Consider the following 19,655-nt stretch of genomic DNA (forward strand, 5'->3'; position numbering starts at 1 on the left):
GCGCTTACCTTGAGGTTGAAAAAAAACGGCATGCCCGTTTGGTTGTTTTCCTAGATGTTGTTATTATGTTCCCATGTTGTTCCTTTGGAGTTGATCACCGGCTTTTTCTACTCTTTTCACTTAAATAGAACCACTTCTACCCTTTCTATGTAATTGAAAGAAAGCGCTTAACTTGTTTTAGTATAAAACAGGTTAACTTAGTTCGCAAGATGTTTTTCTAATTTTTCTGAATAATAGGAATTGAATATAATAGGGGTCAGGCACGAGCCTGACTCCTATAAACAACAATTCCATCCGCTATATGCCTCATGAGTTTGCGAAGATACTCTGGGTTTGAAAGGTTCCCATCTTCCTCTGGATTCGTCATAAAGCCCATCTCAATAAGGGTTGTCGGAACTTCTGACCAATTAAAGCCTGTGATGTCGCTTCTAAATGAAAGGCCGTTCGTATCAATACTCATATCACTTTGAACAGTCGTGATGATTGCTTTGGATGCTTGTAGGCTCTGTTCAAACTTCGGGTGGCCCTCAGCTGGGGTAAGGATATGAAATCCTTTGGCATGTTGATCCGTTGCTCCATCCGCATGCAAGCGAATAAACAAGTCTGCATGATGGTGGTTAGCGAGTTCTGCTCTTTCTTTATTACTTATATCCACTTCATTCTTATCCCTTGTTAATATAACGTCGATCCCCCGCTCTTCCAGTAATTCTTTTAAGATGAGAGCGGCTTCGAGCGTTAGTTGATACTCGGGCTTGTTTGTACTCACACCAGAAGTGCCTGAAGAAACTTTACTCTTGGTGTCATTTCTTCCTGGACCAATTGGTTCTTTTTCAAGATTGGAATGCTTTTGGTGTCCAGGATCAATAACAATTAAGAATGGTTTAGGAGAGGGAGTGACCGCTTGGGTCTCATCCTTCTCCCTTGTGCTCTTCTTACTCCCATCACTTCCTCTTATATGTGTAAGGTTTGCTGCTTCCTTACCTACAACCTTGTTGGTTACTGAAGAATTTGCTGCTTCCTTTAGGATAAAAAAGGTTGAGAAAAGACTAATAAGTATTAACGCGCTAACTAGTATGCCTGCTTTTCTTTTGAAACTCACTTATATTGTTCCTCCATTTTTTCAATTAACTTCACGTTATAGTCTTCAATACTACTTAATGAGCCGTCGTAATACGGATCAGGGTAATACCAGCTTTGGTCTGAAAAGTAACGTTCTAATTCATCTGATTTGAACACATATCCGTGACGAGCAAAGATTTCATTTCTAGCTAATCGCAGTTCGTCTTCACTAAACCAGGAAAGATCACTTTCATGTAGTTTGATAACGTCACTGTTCGGAAGGATAAAGGAACTGTAGGGATCGGTGTACTCGAAGTCTTGAGTAGCATAGTCGGACATTACGTTTTCATCGACAAATAAAGTAATATCATTCCAATCATAAGCTTCTAAAATAGGGATCGAATAACCACATGAACCAGAATAGTCTCTTAGAACAGCTGAAGGGAGGGTTAAAGGATACTGTGGCACACAGTCATTTCCAACACTGATGCTCCAATCTAACTGCATCTGTTTTTCTAATTCGTGCACAACATGAAGCACCTCTACTGACCATTTTTTAATCGGAGCCAGATTGTTTTGGTCGTATAGAGCAAAGATACGTTCTAAGTTATCGGATGGAATGGCATCTGCTTGAATAGTTAGTTTGCCATTAATATTCCTTATGCTCCAGTCGCCTAAAGAAATGTCTCTACCATTTGTGTGAATTGATAGTTTGTTAAGCTCTTCTGTTGCACTCTCAATGTCTAGAATCTTGGGATTTGCTACCGTCTCCTTTTTCTCTTCTTTCCTTTCTTCATTCTTTTCTTCTTTACCTTTTGAAGTTTCCTTTTCTTCGTTTTGGCTTGCGATTTCTTTACTTTTCTCTTCAGGCGTCTTTTTGTGACTCTTTAGAGCTTCTTGATCACTAGATACAGGCGATGCCTTTTGGGAGCTAAATTTGCCACCTATATAGAAGGCACCGCCAACAAGCAAACCGATGAGAAGGATTAAACCGATATAGATCGCAGGTTTACGTTTGGTTGAAGTGCCTCTTCTCCTAACCCCAGAAGGAGGTGCATTCTCCTGCTGATGATCTACTTTGCTTCCACATCCTGTACAAAATTCTTGATTCTTATGTAATTTCTCCCCACAGTTGTTGCAGTGACCCATAACCTTACGCCCCCTTATAAATGATACTGAGAAATTTCACTCAACCATTATATGGGACGTTTGTTGGAGATAGCACTAAAGAGTGGGGTAGAGGGGGTCAGAGAGGGGTCTGACCCCACACTACTTTTTTACTACTACCTAAACTGTTTAAGTTAGTTTGAAATGAGCTAGAATGAGGAACTCTGTAAGAAAAGGAAACGATTGTGGCACTCTATTCACACTTGAACGTCTTCACAAATTGTTTACATCTAGAAGGGACAAATACATTGATGAATAACCGAAAAACCTAACAAAGAAAGGAGGTTTGTTGATGGGCGTACAGCTTCGTAAAGGCATGACTGATCGTAGAACCTACCTCATTCGCAAGCTCTTAAACTCACCTGATAACCGAAAAGACTTAACGCAACTTCATTTGCTGACATTGACTGAACTAGAAAGAATGTATGCAAGGGATATAGAGTGTAAATTAGTGTTGTAAGATTGTAAGTAAAGAAAGCACCGCAATGTCCGCCTGGGGCGGACATTGCGGTGCTTTTGTCTTTGGAGGGGGTCAGACCCCTGTCTGACCCCCCCTCCCCTCTCCACAACTTTAGTTAAACTCAACCTTCATTAATTCTACACTTGAATTGGGGTGGGGGTTAAATCCTTCGATGTTTTTCTTTCCTGCAACGACTGGGGTGGAGTGAACGAGTGGAATCCACGGAGCATCTTCGTGAATGACTTCTAGAGCTTGTTTGTAGAGTTCATTTCTTTTTTCCTGATTCACTGTTGATTGTGCATCTACTAGAAGCTTGTGCAATTCGTCGCTTTCGTATCGAGAGGAGTTGCTGCTTCCTATCATTTCTTTATCAAGAAGCGTATAGAGGACATTATCTGCGTCTCCATTTTGTGCAGTCCATCCCAACAAGAAAGAATCCGCTTCTCCTCCAATAACTTTCTCAACGTACGCTGCCCATTCATAGGTTTTGATGGTCGCATTAACGCCTATTTCCTTAAAGCTTGATTGAATCGCTTCCGCTACTTTTTGGCCATCAGGCATATAGGGACGAGAGACGGGCATTGCCCATAGTTCCATATTAAACCCGTCCGGATAGCCCGCTTCTTCTAATAAGCTTTTTGCCTCGTCTAGATCATATTCGTATGGATCGATCTCATCGTTATATCCTTGTATCGAAGGTGCAATTGGATTCTTAGCTGGTTCTGCCTGTCCTTCGTAAAAGGCTTCGATGATGGCATCTTTATCAACAGCGTGATTTAGCGCCTGCCTTACTTTTTTATTTTCAAGAGGGCCTCTTGTCACATTTAGTCCGAGATAACCTATATTTATTGATGGACGAGTAAATGTTTTAAGATCAGCATTCTCTTCTATTTGAGGCACATCGCTCGGCATAACACCATCCATCATATCGATTTCCCCTGTTTTCAATGCGTTTAAGCGCGCGGCATTGTCCGGTAGGGATTTAAAGATCACGCGCTCTAGTTTTGGATACCCCTCCACCCAGTAGTCTTCGTTTTTCTCTAAAACAATCTTATCGTTTCGCTTCCATTCCTTGAAAACAAAGGGACCTGTACCAACTGGGTTTTGCCCGTAATTTGCTCCCTCTTCCACTAACGCTTTAGGGCTAGCTATCGAGAATGGCGTCATCGATAAATTTTTCAGAAATGGAGCCTGGGGTCGGTTTAATGTTATTTGTACAGTGTAGTCTTCTGTTGCTTTCACTTCTTTAATGACATGATCTTCATCCCCTTTGAATCCCCCAAACATCGACCGGTAAAAAGCAAAAGGCTCGGCCTGGTCTTCTTTTGGATTCATCCACCTCTCGAAATTAAAGACGACCGCTTTGGCATTAAAAGCTGTTCCGTCATGAAAGGTTACATCCTTTTGCAACTGAAATGTATACTGAAGACCGTCATCAGAAACGTCCCAATCGGTAGCAAGATCTGGGTGAACTTCTGTATCCATATCACCAAATTGGACAAGCGTGTTATAAATGTTATCGGCCACTTTAAACGATTCACCGTCTGTGACAACAGCCGGATCAAGTGAGACAGAGTCTCCACCTCTACCGTATATTAATGTTGTTTGCTTCTCGTCTGAACTAGTACCAGCATTAGAGGAACATCCTACAAGGCTTATCCCGACTACGATTAGTAGAATAAGAAAATTGAATTGTTTCAAACAGACACCTCCAGCAGAATTTAGTGATTCGTTGAATGACTCGTTTTAATCGATTCTGAGAGAACCATTTTAGAGAAAACAAGAGACAGAAACATTTTGCCAATCCCAAGAATGGCTCGTTCGTCTACATCGAATTTGGGATGGTGATGAGGATAAATGGCGTTAAGATCAGGATTTCGACCACCCACAAAAAAGAATGTTCCCGGTACTTCATTTAGATAAAAAGAGAAATCCTCCGCTCCCATGATTGGATCCTTGTTAGAAACATTTTCAGCGCCGAAAAGTTTTTTCGCGATAGCAGTAGCTTTAATGGTCTGGTCTTTATGATTATAAAGCGCCATGTGGCCACGGTTGTACGTTACATGCGCCTCGGCACCATGCGTTCGACACGTCATCTCGCTTATTTGCTGAACCAATTGTTCTGCATGATTACGCACGTCTTTATCAAAGGTTCGTACGGTTCCCTTTAGGATGGCTTGATCTGGTATCACGTTGTGCGCATCTCCACTATGAATCGCACCGATTGTCACGACAATGGATTTTAGAGGATCTGTTATGCGGCTAGCAATTTGCTGTAGACTAAGAATGACGTGGCTCGCAACGACGATCGGGTCAACCGTCTGGTGCGGCATTGCGCCATGCCCTCCTTTTCCAGAAATCGTAATGTCAAACGTATCCGCAGCTGCCATCGTATAGCCTTCATGAAATGAGTAATGACCAATGGGATGGTCAGCCCAAACATGCGCACCATAAATCTCGTCGACCTCATTCAAACAGCCATCCCGAATCATCGCTACCGCTCCTCCAGGCGCTACTTCCTCCGCAAACTGATGAATTAGAACAACTTCACCCTCGAGATCATCCTTCACCTGACTCAACACATTTGCAACGCCAAGGAGTGCTGCGGTATGTAGATCGTGTCCGCATGCGTGCATGACGCCTGGAACTTTAGACTTGTACGGTACATCTTTTTCATCTTGAATTGGTAGGGCATCAAAATCTGCTCGGAGCGCAATGGTCTTCCCTGGCTTTCCCCCTCGAATCGTACCAACCACACCATTTCCACCTACGTTTGTTCTGACTTCAACACCGAGATTCTCGAGGTAACGCGCGATTTTCTTTGGGGTCTCCACTTCTTGTAAAGAAACCTCAGGATACATGTGCAAATCTCTTCTTACTTCAACAAGGTCAGGATAAAGCAACTCAAGCTTCTGGAATAAATCATTCATCGTCGGACTCCTCCCTGAATTGAATGTAGTCGCCATTAATGGTACCTCAATTATAATTAAATTCCAAATTTTCAAATAAATATAAAATAACCTCATCAATGTCCGCGATATGTGGACTTTGATGAGGTTTTGTCTTTTTGGGGGGTCAGACCCCTGTCTGACCCCCCTCCCCTTATTTCAACTGCTGATTCAATCCATACCAAATTACATCTACGCGTTCCGCTGCTTCTGTCAAATCTTGATAAGCCCAGCCTGTTAAGTCACGCCAGTCACGTTCTTCTCTTTCGAATGGGACAATCCCCTGAGTGATATCAGTGCCGATGATCACAACGGTTCGGTCTTTGTGTTCATTTTCCCACGACTGCCAAATGCCTAATAACGAACGCCAAATTGCTCGACACTCCTCGAGACTCGCATCTGCTGTGAGGGCTTGAATCCATTCCTCCATCCTTTCAAGAACGACCACATTGCCATAAAAGCGACTCACATCAATGGGGATCTTCGGCTTATCGCTTGGCGATTTCCAATAATGATTTTCCGTTAATCCATAGAATGCTCTCACCCATTTCGCCTTGCCGTTATTGGCGCCTCCTGTAACGAAGTGCATCGCATCTCTCTCCTTCGTTCATGCAGTTCTAATTTCGTTTCGTTCCTAAACCATTCGGAATGAGCCATTACCAGTACGACCGCTTCATCGGTAGATGCTAAGAAATAGCGAGAATCTATGAAAATTAATATTGCCTATCAAATTCAATGTTGGCTTGCGTTTTTCCTTCTTATTTACGATGGTGAGCGTCTTTTGGGGTCAGAGAGGGGTCAGACCCCTTGTTACATTCTTCACAATTTCTTAACACACAATAGCATCAAAACGCGTTATCCTAGATTCAGCAAGATTGTAATGGAAGGAGGTTGTGTATATGGGCGTACAACTCCGTAAAGGCATGACCGATCGACGCACCTACCTCATTCGTAAGCTACTGAATACACCAGACAATCGCAAAGATTTAACGAAGCTTCATCAGCTCACGTTAACTGAGCTTGAGAAAAAGTATGCTAATGAACAATGTAAACAAGTACTATGACAGATGAATAAATAGTAAAGAGCTCAAAGTCCGCCTGAGGCGGACTTTGAGCTCTTTTTGTCTTTTTGTGGGGTCAGGCCCGAGCCTGACCCCCCTATTGTATTGCATTCATCCATTTAACTTCCTATCAATCTCAGAAACTAGTTCCTCAAACAGTTGCTTAACCGTCGTCTCTTTATTCAACCTTGTGCCTTGGCCTGCCCAGAGCGACATGAAATTTGCATTTCCTTGTTTAGCTGCTTCTTTCCTGATTGGTTTTGTTAGGCTATTTTGAATAGGATAAGGTGCAATAAAGGCATTTTCATTCATGAGACGGATAAAATCATTCTCAATTCCTCGTGCTTCTTTGCCGGAGAAGGATTTTGTTAGAACGGTATTCTCTTCTGTTGCATCCATAATCGCTTTTTTATGAAGATCATGTGCCCCGCTCTCTCTTGTTGTTAGGAAGACAGTACCCATTTGGACACCTTCTGCTCCTAACATATTGGCCGCAGAAAAACCTCTTGCGTCCATGATTCCACCGGAAGCGATGACTGGGATCTTCACATGATCAACGATTTGAGGGACAAGGGCCATCGTACCAATGAGACCCCCTTTATTATCACCCAAGAACGATCCACGATGACCTCCCGCTTCACTTCCTTGTGCAACTACCGCATCCATGCCAGCTCTCTCCACAGCTATCGCTTCTTCAACCGTAGTGGCCGTGCCAATAACTGTTATTTTGTTTTCTTTTAGTCGATTGATAATCGATTGAGCAGGAATACCAAACGTAAAGGAACACACTGGGACATTTTCTTCGATGATTACTTCAATGTGTCGTTCAATTTCTAATGAATTTTTAATTTCTGGTAGTTCGTTCGATAGATTTAACTCACTACGAAAGGGTTCTAGTGTTTGGAAACCCTTATGTAATTCTACTTCTGAGATGTTCTCTTCTTTTACAACAAATAAGTTCACTCCGAACGGAAGCTTTGTTCGTTGTTTAACATCTTGAATCGTCGTTTTGAATTGATCAGCGCTTAAATAGCCTGCCCCTATCATCCCAAGCCCACCTGAATTGCTAACTTCTGAAACTAATTGCGGAGTGGTTGGACCTCCAGCCATCGGGGCTTGAATGATTGGATACTCGATTTGTAACATGCTTGTTAAATCTGTTTTATTCCACATACCATTCCTCCTAGATCTTATAATCGATTTACCATTAGCATACTATTGTTAGTGAGGCGGGTTCCACCAAATTTTCCTATATATTCAGAACTGATTAATACAACTGCCTTTCATGCATTCTGGAACATGTTTCAAGGGCGTATCGCAGTGGCGAAGTGAGAGTAGTGGTTGGTAGTAGTGATGAACAAAAAGCATGGAAATGTCCGCTTGGGGCGGACATTTCCATGCTTTTGTCTTTTGGAGGGGTCAGACCCCTGTCTGACCCCTCCTCTTATGCTTACGAAGCGCATCGATTGTGCACATGTACACACCTTCGCTAACCAGCTTACCCACTGTTGTGATGGTACCTGCGAATGGATGGTGTGCGCCTCTCTGCGTTGCTGCAATGAGAATGCTATCTGTTGGTGTTCCGGTTGCAATGGTTCCTGTGAGCGAGTCTTTGATTCCCTGGTCCTGCATGACTTTCGCCTTTGTTTCGGTTGCGGTCATAATGCATTGAATAAAGGCTTCGTCGGTCAGGGTGCCATTCACGAAAATCCATGTATTGATTGTGCCTGGTAAAGGATTGAAGTCATGATCCTTACTTCTTGATGCGTCAACTGCATTGCCGCCGCCAGCTGTCACGACGATAAAAACAGATATGTCTTCGTGATCGATGTGCCGATACGAAACATCCTCGAGCTGAACGGCGGTCATCATGCCGACGGTTTCAGTTGGATCGATGCTATGATCCTGTAGAAACGATCGCATTTCCTCTTGGTGGTTAGGACAGTTGTAACTTTTATCAACGTGTCGATTCACGAATATGCTATACCATCCTGTTCCAGAGCCTACGACACCTGAAGACATCGTGCGGAGTGGGAACGGCGCAGTTAGCGTGATCATTTCATCGGTAAGCTTTAGATATCGGTCGTCAATAATAAGATCGTTTAGCTCCTCCGCATCTTTTTCCGGTAATAAAAGCATTTGCGGTTTGGGAACGGTTGGATGCGGATGCTTCTCAATAGTCGTCCGGTACACAGCTTGAATGCGTTCTTCGTTCAGCACTTCGTTCGGCTTGTTGTGCAGGTTGATTTTACCGTCCTCAAGGAGAAGAAGGCGATCGCAGTATAGCCCGGCAAGGTTCAAGTCATGAAAAATCGAGATAACGGTAAGTCCCGTCTCGCGCGTCCATTTTTTCAATAAATCAAGCAGTTCCTTCTGATAAGAGAGGTCAAGATGGTTCGTCGGTTCATCAAGCAACAGAATCTCAGGCTCCTGCGCGAGCGCTTGAGCAAGGAAAACGCGCTGGCGCTCGCCGCCGGATAGCTCATTCACGTAGTTATCCTGAAAGGCAGCGATCCCGGTTTGCTCCATCGTCTGCTGCACGACCGCTTCATCACGCTCGCTCCACATTTGGAACCAACCGGTCTGGTGCGCATAGCGACCGAGGGAGACGGTTTCTTTGACGGTATACGGAAAGGCCTGTTCAGCATGCTGCGGCAGGACGGCGAGCACTTTCGCTAGCTGTTTCGCAGAGTAGCTCGCGATCGGCTTTTCTTTTAGCAGAATCTCTCCTGCTTGCGCCTTTAAAATCCCACTAACCATTTTGAAAATGGTCGTCTTCCCGCTCCCGTTCGGCCCCACGATTCCGAGGAGCTCGCCTTTTTTCACTTCAAATGAAAGGTCGTGCAGCACGTCATGACCGGGATAGCCTCCTGTTACAGAATTCACGCTAAGCATACTTATCCTCTTCTTTCCTTACGTCTTCGAATTAAAATGATCGCAAACACCGGCGCACCGATTAAAGACGTGATAACGCCGATTGGGAGCTCTGTTGGTGAGATGATCGTTCTTGAAATGAGATCTGCCACGATGAGAAATGCAGCACCTAGTAAAATCGACAGCGGTAGGAGGTGCCTGTGATCCGGTCCCCATAACAGCCGGGTAAGGTGCGGAATCACGAGACCTACGAAGCCGATCGTTCCAGAAACCGCCACTGCACCGCCAGTTAAAATCGAGCCCCCGATTAAGATCCATAGTTTTCGCCGTGCGACGTTCACCCCAATGTGCTGAGCGCGTTCTTCGCCAAACGACATCGCATTCAGTTCCTTGCTGCTGAAAAGCAAAATCGCAGCGCCGATAACGAAAAATGGGAGAATGATTGCAATGTACTCCCACCCTCGCATCGAGACGCTTCCGAGCAGCCAGCCGATAATCTGGCGGAGCTCTTCTCCTGTTAGTGCGATCATGAGGGAAAGGAGCGAGCCAAGAAAGGAGCTGAACACAATTCCTGTTAGGATGATCGTTTCAACACGCATCGATCGCTCAATTTGCCGTGCAAAGAAAAGCACGAGAAAGATGGTAATGATTGAAGCCGTGATGCTCATCACTGGCAAGGTGAAAATGCCGATGAATGGGAGCGATATGTTGAAAAAGAGAACGAGCACCGCTCCTACTGAAGCACCGGATGACACACCGAGCACATACGGATCGGCCAACGGATTGCGAAGGAGACCTTGAAAGGCAGCCCCTGCTATCGCAAGAGACGCACCAACAAGACCTGCTAAGATCACGCGCGGCAGGCGAATGTCCATTACAATCGTTGTGAACATCGGGTCCGTTTTTCCGAGTGAAGGAAGATGTAGCACTTCGGTTCCGATTAACTGCAGAATCGTGAGTACGGGCACAGATACCGTTCCGATTGAAATGCCGAGCAGCATCGCTCCAATCAGCAATGCTGCCGCGATCACATAAGCGATGAAGCGATTATTTCGCAAAAACATCCGGGTAAACCGCTTTTGCAAGTTCCTCTACTCCTTCAACGAGACGAGGACCTGAGCGCGTCACAAGGTCAGAGTGAACGTCAACGACCTGCTCGTCTTTGACAGCCGTGACATCCTGCCAGCCATCTCGGCTCAACACTTGTTCAACTGGTTTCTCAGAATAGTAACCGTATGTTGTGATGATGACGTCCGGGTTTGCTTCTATAATCGCTTCAGAATCGATTTGATTCCAGCCTTCTTGATCGTGCGTTACGTTCTTTGCGTTAATAAGCGTTAGCATGTCATCCATGAACGTGTTTTTACCTGGCGAGTAAATTTCCGGTGCAGGTGAGACTTCGACAAAGACGTCTTTCTGCTCATCTTCGCTGATCGTTTCTGCTTTTGATTGGATCTCTTCAAGGCGTTTCTTCATATCTGCGATCGTCGTTTCAGCAGCTTCCGTTTCACCGGTTGCCTTTCCGATCATCTCCATCGACTTGTACACTTCCTCAAAACTCGTGTCATCATTTACGACAAGAACAGTAATCCCCGCATCGCGAAGCTGCTGTAGTCCAGCTTCAGCACTAGCTGCGCTTGCAGCATGAGCAAGAACAAGGTCTGGCTTAAGAGAGATAATTTTCTCAATGTTAAATTCCATCCCACCGATTTTCTCAATGTCGGCCGTTTCTTCTGGATAATTATCGAAATCCGTTACGCCAACAACTTCTTCTCCTGCTCCGAGCGCAAAAAGAATTTCGGTGTTACTTGGAATGAGGGAGACGATTTTCTCTGGATCGTTCTCAATTGTTACGTCCTGGTCAAGAGCGTCTGTGATGGTAACTGGGAAAGCGCTATCTTCAGATTTCTCAGCTTGTTCTGTATTGGTATTTCCTTCGTTATTGTTTTCCTGAGCCTGGTTAGACCCACATCCAGCCATAATTCCTGTAACTAAGAAAAGTAAGACGAGTAATGAATAGAGCTTTTTCATGTGTGTTTCTCCTCCTGTTTTTAGAAAACTCAACTTAGTGCCAAGTGGCAAAAGCCTTCGTTTTCTTATGCTTTACTCCTACGTAGGGAATTTTTCGTACACATTGTTGCTGAAAAGTGGTTGATTTCCGCTCCAATCAGCTAAGTGTGGTTTTTATCCAAACCTCTTTCACACCAACAAGGCTTAAGAAAGCCTTCAATAAAACAAAAAAATCCCCACGCACGAGCATGGAGATGGCCGAATGGAAGTATAGGTTGTTGATTCGTACAACACCTGAATCCGTTCGCACATCCCTATCCTCGTAGGTTGTTCGTGCTTGTGACTCAAGGCAGGTCTCCTGGCTCATGGTTAACGCGCGCTGCTCCTTCCCATTCGCCGTGCGAACAGTGGTTATTGCAGCTTACGACCATTTACAGTGGCGGGACCGCGCTGGATTTCCACCAGCTTCCCTTTTAAGTCTTCCTAATGAAGACACCTGAATCGGTTGATATGTAATTGCAGCTTTCATTATACCTTATGGGGGTGATAGTGGGAAGGGGGTCAGACAGGGGTCAGACCCCACACGACCATTTTACTATCTTCTCTTCGTTACAAAGTACAAAAACCAGACGGAGTGATTTTGCTCATCTGCAGCTGCTCGCTTGAACGTTTTTTTAATGAAGGGATCCTCTGTTTGATCTGCAATATCCAGATAAAAATCGACCGTCTTTTGTTCGTCGTTAAAAGCGAAATCAATGCCTGCTCTGTATTCATCTGGGCATTCCTCAGTCAGCTGAGGAGAAGGTTGTTGACCAGTTAGTTGCGTATAAATATTTTTGAAAGCTTGCAGGTGCATTTTCTCCTCTTTCCTAATTTCCTTAATGCGATTTCGCTCGGTTTCATTAGGGGCGAGCTGGGCGAGCTTCTTATAACACTGAATAGCACTGTACTCTCCGTTAATGGCGGTGGCGATATCATCTACAAGCGTGCGGTAGTACGGATACATGATTTTCTCTCCTTATGAACACGTGATAGCACAGTGTATGATGAATGCCTATGATTTGGTGAATGAGGAGAGGGGGTCAGAGAGGGGTCAGACCCCGTTCGTTATAGTGGACTCCCCATTTTCTCCTTTCGCCCGCTCTTCTCTCCTCCTTCACTCATATGCTAATAGCAACAATTGCATCATGAAGAAAGGAGAAATACTCAGTGATTGAACCACATGGCGGACAACTCATTAACCGCATAGCGGAAGATACTGAAATAAAATCCCTGTTAGAAAAAGCAGCATGGTATCCGTCTATCACCATAAACTCCTGGACTTTATCTGACTTATACCTCATTGCGACGGGTGCATTCAGTCCATTAACAGGCTTTATGAAACAAGCGGATTACGTGAATGTTCTAAAAGAAATGAGGCTCGAAAATGGGACAATCTGGAGCCTGCCTGTTACGCTTTCTGTTTCAAAAAACATTATCGAAACGCTATCTCCTGGTGATACCGTCTCCCTAAAGGGGGAGGATGGGAAGATTTATGGATTACTAAACGTTGAAGAAATGTATGAATATAGCAAGAAAGCAGAGGCCTTTTTTGTTTATGGAACAGCTGATCCTGATCATCCAGGCGTTCAGAAAACGTTGGAAAAAGAAGATTACAATCTTGCAGGTCCGATTACGCTCCTTAAGCATCCTGAAAAGCTGCGTGAGAATTTCCAAACGCCCGCTGAGTTAAGAGAGAGCTTCCAGCAGCTCGGATGGAAATCCATTGTTGCGTTTCAAACAAGAAATCCAATCCATCGCGCGCATGAATATCTTCAGAAAACCGCTCTAGAAACAGTGGACGGCCTTTTGATTCACCCGCTCGTTGGTGACACCAAGAAAGATGACATCCCCGCTCCAATCCGTATGAAGAGCTATGACGTTCTATTGAAGAATTATTACCCAAAGGACCGCGTAATGCTGTCGGTATTTCCAGCTGCGATGCGATATGCGGGCCCACGCGAAGCTGTTTTTCATAGTCTTGTTCGCAAAAATTTTGGCTGCACTCATTTTATTGTCGGGAGAGATCATGCCGGTGTTGGTGATTACTACGGCACGTATGATGCTCAGAAAATTTTCGAGCAGTTTTCAAAAGAGGAGCTTGGCATTGAAATTATGGCATTTGAACATGCCTTTTATTGCATTACGTGTGCGAGTATGGCGACAGCGAAAACGTGCCCTCATGAAGCGAACTTCCATATCCATTTAAGTGGCACGAAGGTTCGGGCGATGTTAAAAAATGGACAAATACCTCCTAAAGAATTTTCGAGACCTGAAGTTATTGAGGTATTAATGGATGAAATGAATCGTAAAAATGAAGAAAAATAATAGGCGATGGTGCATCTACAATGATTGAGTTCTATTTTGTATCAATGACAATGATTTTGATGTTAGTCGGATTGCTTTGCGAAATAGAGCGTCCAGAAGTCATTCTTGCTTCAACGCTTATGATTTTCATGGTGACAGGCATCGTAACACCGGCAGAGGCGATGTCAGGCTTTTCGAATGAAGGGATGCTGACGATTGCGTTGTTGTTTATCGTGGCCGGCACCATTCAAAAAAGCGGTATCGTCGATCGCGCACTTCAACGATTACTTAAAGGAGCCTCTTCCAATCATCATATTATGGCGAAGCTACTCCCTCCGATCTCGCTTATTTCTGCCTTTGTGAACAATACGCCGATCGTGATGGCAGCTACGCCAATGGTAAAGAAATGGTGTGAGGAAAAAGGGATTTCTCCATCTAAATTTCTGATTCCCCTTTCCTACGCTACCATTCTCGGCGGAACAATCACGCTGATCGGAACGTCAACGAACCTCGTTGTTCACGGACTTTTATTAGAAAACGGACATAGCGGGTTCTCTTTCTTCCAGCTTAGCGCGGTCGGGATTCCGATTACACTGATCGGGCTTGGTTATTTGATTTTCTGTAGCTCAGCGTTATTGCCAGATCGCAACGTGAGCTCCATCACTGAGTCAGAGACGTTAAGAGAATTTACAGGAGAGGTTCTCGTTACGCGTGATTTTCCTTATTTAAATCAAACGGTAAGAGAAGCGAAACTTCGAAGTTTAAAAGGCGTTTATCTTGTTAGTATTTTACGTGAGGGAGAAACGATTGCCCCGGTCTCAAGCACAACCATTTTGCATGAAGATGACCTTCTCCTTTTTACTGGAGAAATTTCAACGATTACGGAGCTTCAGCGTGTGAAAGGGCTTGAGCTCCAGAGCAGCGGTGGTACTCATTTTCCAGAAGATCACCGACTTGTTGAAGCGGTTGTCACGCATCATTCGTCGCTTCTTTTTAAGAAAATAAAAGACACAGATTTCAGAAGCCAGCATCAAGCGGCGGTTATCGCTGTGCACCGGCAGCACGATCGATTGAAAGCAAAAATCGGAGACATTATTCTGAAGCCAGGCGACGTTCTCTTGATGATTGCGGGAGACGAATTTAGTAAAAAGAAACGTTCCGCTGACTTTTATTCGATTACGTTACTTGAAGAGAAGTTAATTACGCCTAAACAAATGCAGAAAGGCTGGTTAGCGATTGCGCTGCTTGCTGTCATGATTGGGCTTGTGACGGTCGGTTTCTTGTCGATGTTTACGGCGATGGCGATCACAACGCTGCTCCTCTTTCTATTCAAATTCGTTTCGCCTAGTGAAGTTCAAAGTCTTATTCAATGGCATGTGCTTTTGATGATTGCCTGCTCGTTTGGAATCGGAATGGCGCTAACGAATTCAGGCGTTGCCACGTCAATTGCCCACGCTCTAATGGCCTTATCTAGCCCGCTCGGCCTTTTCGCTGTGCTTCTCTGCGTCTATATTCTGACAAACATTTTCACTGAGATGATGACGAACAGTGCAGCTGCGGTTCTCATGTTTCCGATTGTGGTGGAAGTCGGAAAAACGATGCAAATTGATCTCATCCCGCTCGCGATTATTGTTGCCATCGCTGCATCGTCAAGCTTCATGACGCCGATTGGGTATCAAACAAACCTGATTGTGTACGGCGCCGGTGGGTATCGTTTTAAAGATTTTATTAAAATCGGTTTTCCATTGACTTTACTCGTTATGGTCGTAACCGTCGTTATTGTTCGGGTCTTCTGGTTCTAAGGATTGTGATCAGTAGGAGGTGTTAACTGTTGGAGGATAATAACTTAACGTGGCATGAAGGAAAAGTAATGAAAAGTGATCGAGAAGCATTAAAGAAGCACAAAGGTGTTGTGCTCTGGTTCACCGGACTATCCGGTTCAGGGAAATCAACGATCTCAGTTGAGCTTGAAAAAGTGCTATACGGTTTAGGCGTTCACACGTATCGACTAGATGGAGATAATGTAAGGCATGGATTAAACAGCGACCTCGGTTTTGCGGATCATGACCGGATTGAAAACATCAGAAGAATTGGAGAAGTGTCGCGCTTATTTGTGGACGCAGGAATGGTAACGTTGACGGCTTTTATCTCCCCTTTTAAGCGTGATCGAGATATGGTGAGATCCCTATTCCCTGCTGGCGAATTTGTAGAAATTTACGTCAAAGCAAGTCTAGAAGCATGCGAAAAGCGCGATCCGAAAGGACTTTATGAGAAAGTACGCAAAGGGGAAATCAGTCAGTTTACTGGAGTTGACTCCCCATATGAAGCACCTGTATCTCCCGAGCTTGTGGTTGATACAGAGAAGCAAACGGTGGAGGAAGCGGTGGACGCTATTGTAGGATATTTGAAGGTGAATGGGTATTTGGAGTAGGACTTTAGGAGGGGGTCATTAGAAGGGGGTCAGACCCCTGTCTGACCCCCTTCTTCTTTATTCTTTCTTAATAGAATGCGAACAATAAGGGTAACTTATCTGTAAGTAGACTTTTTAAGGAGGAATTCATCTTGATTATGAAGCTTGTGAATATAGCCGCATTCGTCTATTTGCTTATCTCATCGCTCGTTTTTGCTAGTGATATGGGAGGAAGCGATGATGTCATTTTCGCGCCTGCTGGATTTACGTTCTCCATCTGGTTTTTAATCTATCTGTTGATACTGATCTCACTCGTTCGGCAGTTTACGGCAGATGAATGTGATCAAGAGTTGTATAAGAAAATCTCGTTTTTATTTTCACTAAGCATGCTGCTTTCAGGTACTTCAGTGCTTGTTGGTACAACGGCTTCACTGCTCTTTATCGCTGGTTCGTTAATTACGCTTTCCGTTCTTTACGCGTTAATCACTCAAAATCCTGAACGCTCTTCTTTCTTTATTATTCCCTTCTCTTTCTATCTCGCCTGGACTTCGATTGCGACGATTGTTGATACCTTTATCGTCGCAAATGCAAACGGCGTTGATTTGATCTTTGGATTGAATGAACTTGCCTGGACGATTATTATGCTCATCATCGGCGGCGGTCTTGCCGTTTACTTTAGTCTTTATAATGATGATTTAATTTATCCGTTCGTCTTTCTTTGGGGATACTTCGGTATTTTTGTGAAAGATGATAAACCAGTGCAGGTTACGTATACGCTTAGCATCGTTATGATTGGGATCGGCGTGTTTATTATATGGAAGGTATATCGGGAAATTCGTGGGAGAAGAATGCGTGCGGAGACGGTTTGATGCTGTGAAGCGGCGGGGGTCAGGTGCGAGCCTGACCCCCCTCTTACTGCTTTAACCATCAAACCATTGCTACATAAGGTTTTAAAGAGCATAAACAACAGATGAGAATGAGAAAAAGTGTCCGCCTGAGGTGGACACTTTTTGTGTTTTTGTCTTTTAGTGGGGTCAGGCCCGAGCCTGACCCCACTTAAAGAAAAGAAGACTACTCCTCCCCTCTTTTTTAGCTTCGACCCCCACCATAGAGCCTTATTTACTATATCCAGGCATGAATGGAATTTATCAAATGAATTCACTTTCACTTGTAAAGAATTCGTAATATTTGACATTATGCACGTCCCATTTCTTGCTTAAACCCAGGTGTTATAAGGAAAGTTTTATTACAAAAGTGATCCCCTCTCTTTAAAAGATGGATAATAAATGCTTCTTTCTTCCAATTTTGATTTTGAGGTGGTTTGAGCGGTTATAGAACAAGGTATATTCCGTTTAATTCACAGCCCAAGCAACTGAGAAAAAACGGGTCAAAAGGCTTAGAACACACATTCATGAACAAATGAACAGATTGGAGTGAAAGGATGAGTATTCAAAAAAGTTCAGATAGCTCAAGTCTTGCGGAAGTGATTGATCGCATTTTAGATAAAGGCATCGTCATTGACGCCTTTGCAAGAGTTTCTCTTGTTGGGATTGAGATTCTAACCATTGAAGCTCGGGTGGTTATTGCAAGTGTGGATACGTGGTTACGTTATGCCGAGGCTGTTGGACTTCTTCGTGATGAGGTTGAGGAAGAAGGTCTAGCGAAACAGGAAAATGAGCGATCACCACAATTCAGCATTTAAAGAAAGTTCTACATTTTAAAAGAGACGAGGGTGAATCATGACCATGACTGAAAACGAAGATAAAAACACAAACAGCAAAATCCTTTCGCAACCAGCGGAAGGCGAACAACAAACTCAGGGAGACAACGGCGAACGACCTTCTGTTAATTACGCCATTCTTGGTGGCGTGGTTGGTGCAGGGATCGGTTTATTATCGAGTCCTGGTGCGAGCAAGAAGGTTGTTGATAGCATCGGCAAGTCGGAAGCGGTTCGAAACGCTGGCCAGGAGATTAGAAGAACGGCTCAGGAATTCATTACGGAACAAGCTCTTATTACGTTAAGGCAAACAGCGACAGGATACATGAGCAAGTACGAAGGTCGTTTATCACCAAGAAAGAAAAGCGAGGAAACGGAACAACCTTCTTCCCAATCGAACGAAGAAATTGAAGAAATTAAGGAAGAGAATAAAAACTTAAATGAGCGACTTGATCGCATTGAGAACATGTTATCGAGTCTTGTGGATTCAAAGTAAGCGACGTCTTTCCCTTCCCTAAAGGAGGCATTGGATGAGTAATCCGGGCAAGAAAATCGCCAAAAAAGTAATGGAACATGCACCTGAACCTGTGAAAGATAAGGTGAAGGAAAAAGTGAAAGAAAAAGTTGTCGATGATTTTCAGGACAATGTCCAAGAAGGCATTCAAACGAAAGTTACCGATGCTGCTGAGAAATTAGAGCAAACAAAGGAAGAAAATGCTGATAAGGTTCATTCGAAAGCAGAAGATGCCAAAGAGAAAGTACAAGACGTCCTTCTATTGGTTCGTGAAAAACTAGGCAATGCGAAAGAGGCCGGAGAAGCGTTCCAAGAACAAGTTTCTTCATCCAATAAGAGTCGAAACAAAATCAAAGGTGTTGGAAGTATCAAAAGTGCGACCAATCTAAAGAGTTCTATGAACATTAAGAGCTCTACTGAAATAAAAAGTTCTGAAAATATCAAATCATCTAAAGACATTAAGAGCATGACTTCTTAATACGAAAGGAGAATGAACATGGCTATTCAAAAAAGTTCAGATAGTTCAAGCCTTGCAGAGGTGATTGACCGCATTCTTGATAAGGGGATTGTCATTGACGCGTTTGCTCGCGTATCGGTTGTCGGTATTGAAATTCTAACCATTGAAGCACGGGTGGTTATCGCAAGTGTGGATACGTGGTTACGCTATGCGGAGGCAGTTGGACTACTTCGTGACGACGTTCAGGAAGAAGGCCTTGCGAATCAGAAGAATGAACGAAGTGCTCAGTTCAGTATTTAAGTTAAAAAGTAGATAGCGGAGTGGCCCCTGTGGTCATCTCCCCTATTTAATCAGGAGGACACGATGGAAATTAAAGAAATCATGACGAATGTAGCCGATTTTTTCAATAATCATATCGCCCCTCTCCATAAGATTACTTCGGTTGAAGTCAATGAAAACGAAGGCTGGAGAGTCATTGCAGAGGTTATCGAAGAAAAAGAATATATGAAGAAATATGCCAAAGATGAAATGCTCGGAACGTATGAAGTTCTTCTAAATAAGGAGAAAGAAGTAACGTCCTTCTCAAGAAAAGATATTCGATACAGAAGTGCCATTGGACAGGAAATGTAGGA

The 19,655-nt window shown here is 43.9% G+C and carries 21 protein-coding genes and 1 riboswitch; of the genes, 11 read left to right on the forward strand and 10 right to left on the reverse strand.

Annotated features, from left to right (window positions below; genetic code table 11):
• Positions 1–256: 256 nt before the first annotated feature.
• A complete protein-coding gene (locus JI666_RS16060) occupies positions 257–1,099 on the reverse strand; it encodes an N-acetylmuramoyl-L-alanine amidase family protein (protein WP_206893682.1) in 843 nt (280 codons plus the stop codon).
• Positions 1,096–2,208 carry a YARHG domain-containing protein gene (locus JI666_RS16065; protein ID WP_206893684.1) on the reverse strand — a complete coding sequence of 371 codons (1,113 nt, stop codon included), beginning with the start codon at positions 2,206–2,208 and terminating at the stop codon, positions 1,096–1,098. The genes JI666_RS16060 and JI666_RS16065 overlap by 4 nt, the downstream gene beginning before the upstream one ends.
• A gap of 310 nt (positions 2,209–2,518) precedes the next feature.
• Between JI666_RS16065 and JI666_RS16070 the strand changes: the two genes are divergently transcribed.
• A complete protein-coding gene (locus JI666_RS16070; protein WP_206893685.1) occupies positions 2,519–2,686 on the forward strand; it encodes a hypothetical protein in 168 nt (55 codons plus the stop codon).
• A gap of 111 nt (positions 2,687–2,797) precedes the next feature.
• Here the strand turns inward: JI666_RS16070 and JI666_RS16075 are convergent, their stop codons facing one another.
• From JI666_RS16075 to JI666_RS16085, 3 genes are all read right to left on the reverse strand, one after another.
• On the reverse strand, positions 2,798–4,387 hold the full coding sequence (locus JI666_RS16075) for an ABC transporter substrate-binding protein (RefSeq protein WP_206893686.1): 1,590 nt from the start codon (positions 4,385–4,387) through the stop codon (positions 2,798–2,800).
• A gap of 20 nt (positions 4,388–4,407) precedes the next feature.
• Entirely contained in the window at positions 4,408–5,616 is a 1,209-nt protein-coding gene (locus tag JI666_RS16080; protein WP_206893687.1) for a M20 metallopeptidase family protein, read from the reverse strand.
• A 172-nt stretch (positions 5,617–5,788) separates the two neighbouring features.
• Positions 5,789–6,223, reverse strand: a complete 435-nt coding sequence (locus JI666_RS16085; RefSeq protein ID WP_206893688.1) for a bifunctional adenosylcobinamide kinase/adenosylcobinamide-phosphate guanylyltransferase — start codon at positions 6,221–6,223, stop codon at positions 5,789–5,791.
• A 310-nt stretch (positions 6,224–6,533) separates the two neighbouring features.
• Between JI666_RS16085 and JI666_RS16090 the strand changes: the two genes are divergently transcribed.
• Positions 6,534–6,698 carry a Fur-regulated basic protein FbpA gene (locus JI666_RS16090; protein WP_206893689.1) on the forward strand — a complete coding sequence of 55 codons (165 nt, stop codon included), beginning with the start codon at positions 6,534–6,536 and terminating at the stop codon, positions 6,696–6,698.
• 108 nt (positions 6,699–6,806) lie between these two features.
• Here JI666_RS16090 and JI666_RS16095 read toward each other — a convergent pair whose 3' ends face one another.
• From JI666_RS16095 to JI666_RS16115, 5 genes are all read right to left on the reverse strand, one after another.
• Entirely contained in the window at positions 6,807–7,868 is a 1,062-nt protein-coding gene (locus JI666_RS16095) for an NAD(P)H-dependent flavin oxidoreductase (RefSeq protein WP_206893692.1), read from the reverse strand.
• A 246-nt stretch (positions 7,869–8,114) separates the two neighbouring features.
• Positions 8,115–9,590 carry a bifunctional ABC transporter ATP-binding protein/adenosylcobinamide amidohydrolase gene (locus JI666_RS16100; protein WP_206893695.1) on the reverse strand — a complete coding sequence of 492 codons (1,476 nt, stop codon included), beginning with the start codon at positions 9,588–9,590 and terminating at the stop codon, positions 8,115–8,117.
• Between the two features lie 2 nt (positions 9,591–9,592).
• On the reverse strand, positions 9,593–10,654 hold the full coding sequence (locus tag JI666_RS16105) for a FecCD family ABC transporter permease (protein ID WP_206893701.1): 1,062 nt from the start codon (positions 10,652–10,654) through the stop codon (positions 9,593–9,595).
• Positions 10,617–11,600 (reverse strand): ABC transporter substrate-binding protein, encoded by a 984-nt coding sequence (locus JI666_RS16110; RefSeq protein ID WP_206893702.1) that lies wholly within the window; start codon positions 11,598–11,600, stop codon positions 10,617–10,619. The genes JI666_RS16105 and JI666_RS16110 overlap by 38 nt, the downstream gene beginning before the upstream one ends.
• 310 nt (positions 11,601–11,910) lie before the next feature.
• Positions 11,911–12,094: riboswitch (cobalamin riboswitch) on the reverse strand.
• Between the two features lie 80 nt (positions 12,095–12,174).
• Positions 12,175–12,585 carry a ferritin-like domain-containing protein gene (locus JI666_RS16115; protein ID WP_206893703.1) on the reverse strand — a complete coding sequence of 137 codons (411 nt, stop codon included), beginning with the start codon at positions 12,583–12,585 and terminating at the stop codon, positions 12,175–12,177.
• A gap of 203 nt (positions 12,586–12,788) precedes the next feature.
• Between JI666_RS16115 and sat the strand changes: the two genes are divergently transcribed.
• The 9 genes from sat (at position 12,789) to gvpO (ending at position 19,653) form a co-directional block, all read left to right on the forward strand.
• Complete coding sequence (gene sat, locus JI666_RS16120; protein ID WP_206893706.1) at positions 12,789–13,946, forward strand: sulfate adenylyltransferase; 1,158 nt, start codon at positions 12,789–12,791, stop codon at positions 13,944–13,946.
• Positions 13,947–13,966: 20 nt separating this feature from the next.
• The gene (locus JI666_RS16125; protein WP_206893708.1) at positions 13,967–15,727 is read left to right on the forward strand and encodes an SLC13 family permease; all 1,761 of its coding nucleotides are present in this window, start codon (positions 13,967–13,969) and stop codon (positions 15,725–15,727) included.
• 26 nt (positions 15,728–15,753) lie between these two features.
• A complete protein-coding gene (gene cysC, locus JI666_RS16130) occupies positions 15,754–16,356 on the forward strand; it encodes an adenylyl-sulfate kinase (protein ID WP_206893798.1) in 603 nt (200 codons plus the stop codon).
• Positions 16,357–16,493: 137 nt separating this feature from the next.
• A complete protein-coding gene (locus tag JI666_RS16135) occupies positions 16,494–17,204 on the forward strand; it encodes a TspO-related membrane protein (RefSeq protein WP_524535772.1) in 711 nt (236 codons plus the stop codon).
• A 572-nt stretch (positions 17,205–17,776) separates the two neighbouring features.
• The gene (gvpJ, locus tag JI666_RS16140; RefSeq protein WP_206893715.1) at positions 17,777–18,037 is read left to right on the forward strand and encodes a gas vesicle protein GvpJ; all 261 of its coding nucleotides are present in this window, start codon (positions 17,777–17,779) and stop codon (positions 18,035–18,037) included.
• A 37-nt stretch (positions 18,038–18,074) separates the two neighbouring features.
• On the forward strand, positions 18,075–18,548 hold the full coding sequence (gene gvpT / locus JI666_RS16145; protein ID WP_286170890.1) for a GvpT/GvpP family gas vesicle accessory protein: 474 nt from the start codon (positions 18,075–18,077) through the stop codon (positions 18,546–18,548).
• Between the two features lie 34 nt (positions 18,549–18,582).
• A complete protein-coding gene (gene gvpQ / locus JI666_RS16150; protein ID WP_206893716.1) occupies positions 18,583–19,044 on the forward strand; it encodes a gas vesicle protein GvpQ in 462 nt (153 codons plus the stop codon).
• Between the two features lie 18 nt (positions 19,045–19,062).
• Positions 19,063–19,323, forward strand: a complete 261-nt coding sequence (gvpJ, locus tag JI666_RS16155) for a gas vesicle protein GvpJ (RefSeq protein ID WP_206893725.1) — start codon at positions 19,063–19,065, stop codon at positions 19,321–19,323.
• A gap of 63 nt (positions 19,324–19,386) precedes the next feature.
• Entirely contained in the window at positions 19,387–19,653 is a 267-nt protein-coding gene (gvpO, locus tag JI666_RS16160) for a gas vesicle protein GvpO (protein WP_206893727.1), read from the forward strand.
• Positions 19,654–19,655 lie beyond the last annotated feature (2 nt).

It is taken from the genome of Bacillus sp. NTK071, from assembly GCF_017303315.1.
GTDB lineage: Bacteria > Bacillota > Bacilli > Bacillales > Guptibacillaceae > Guptibacillus.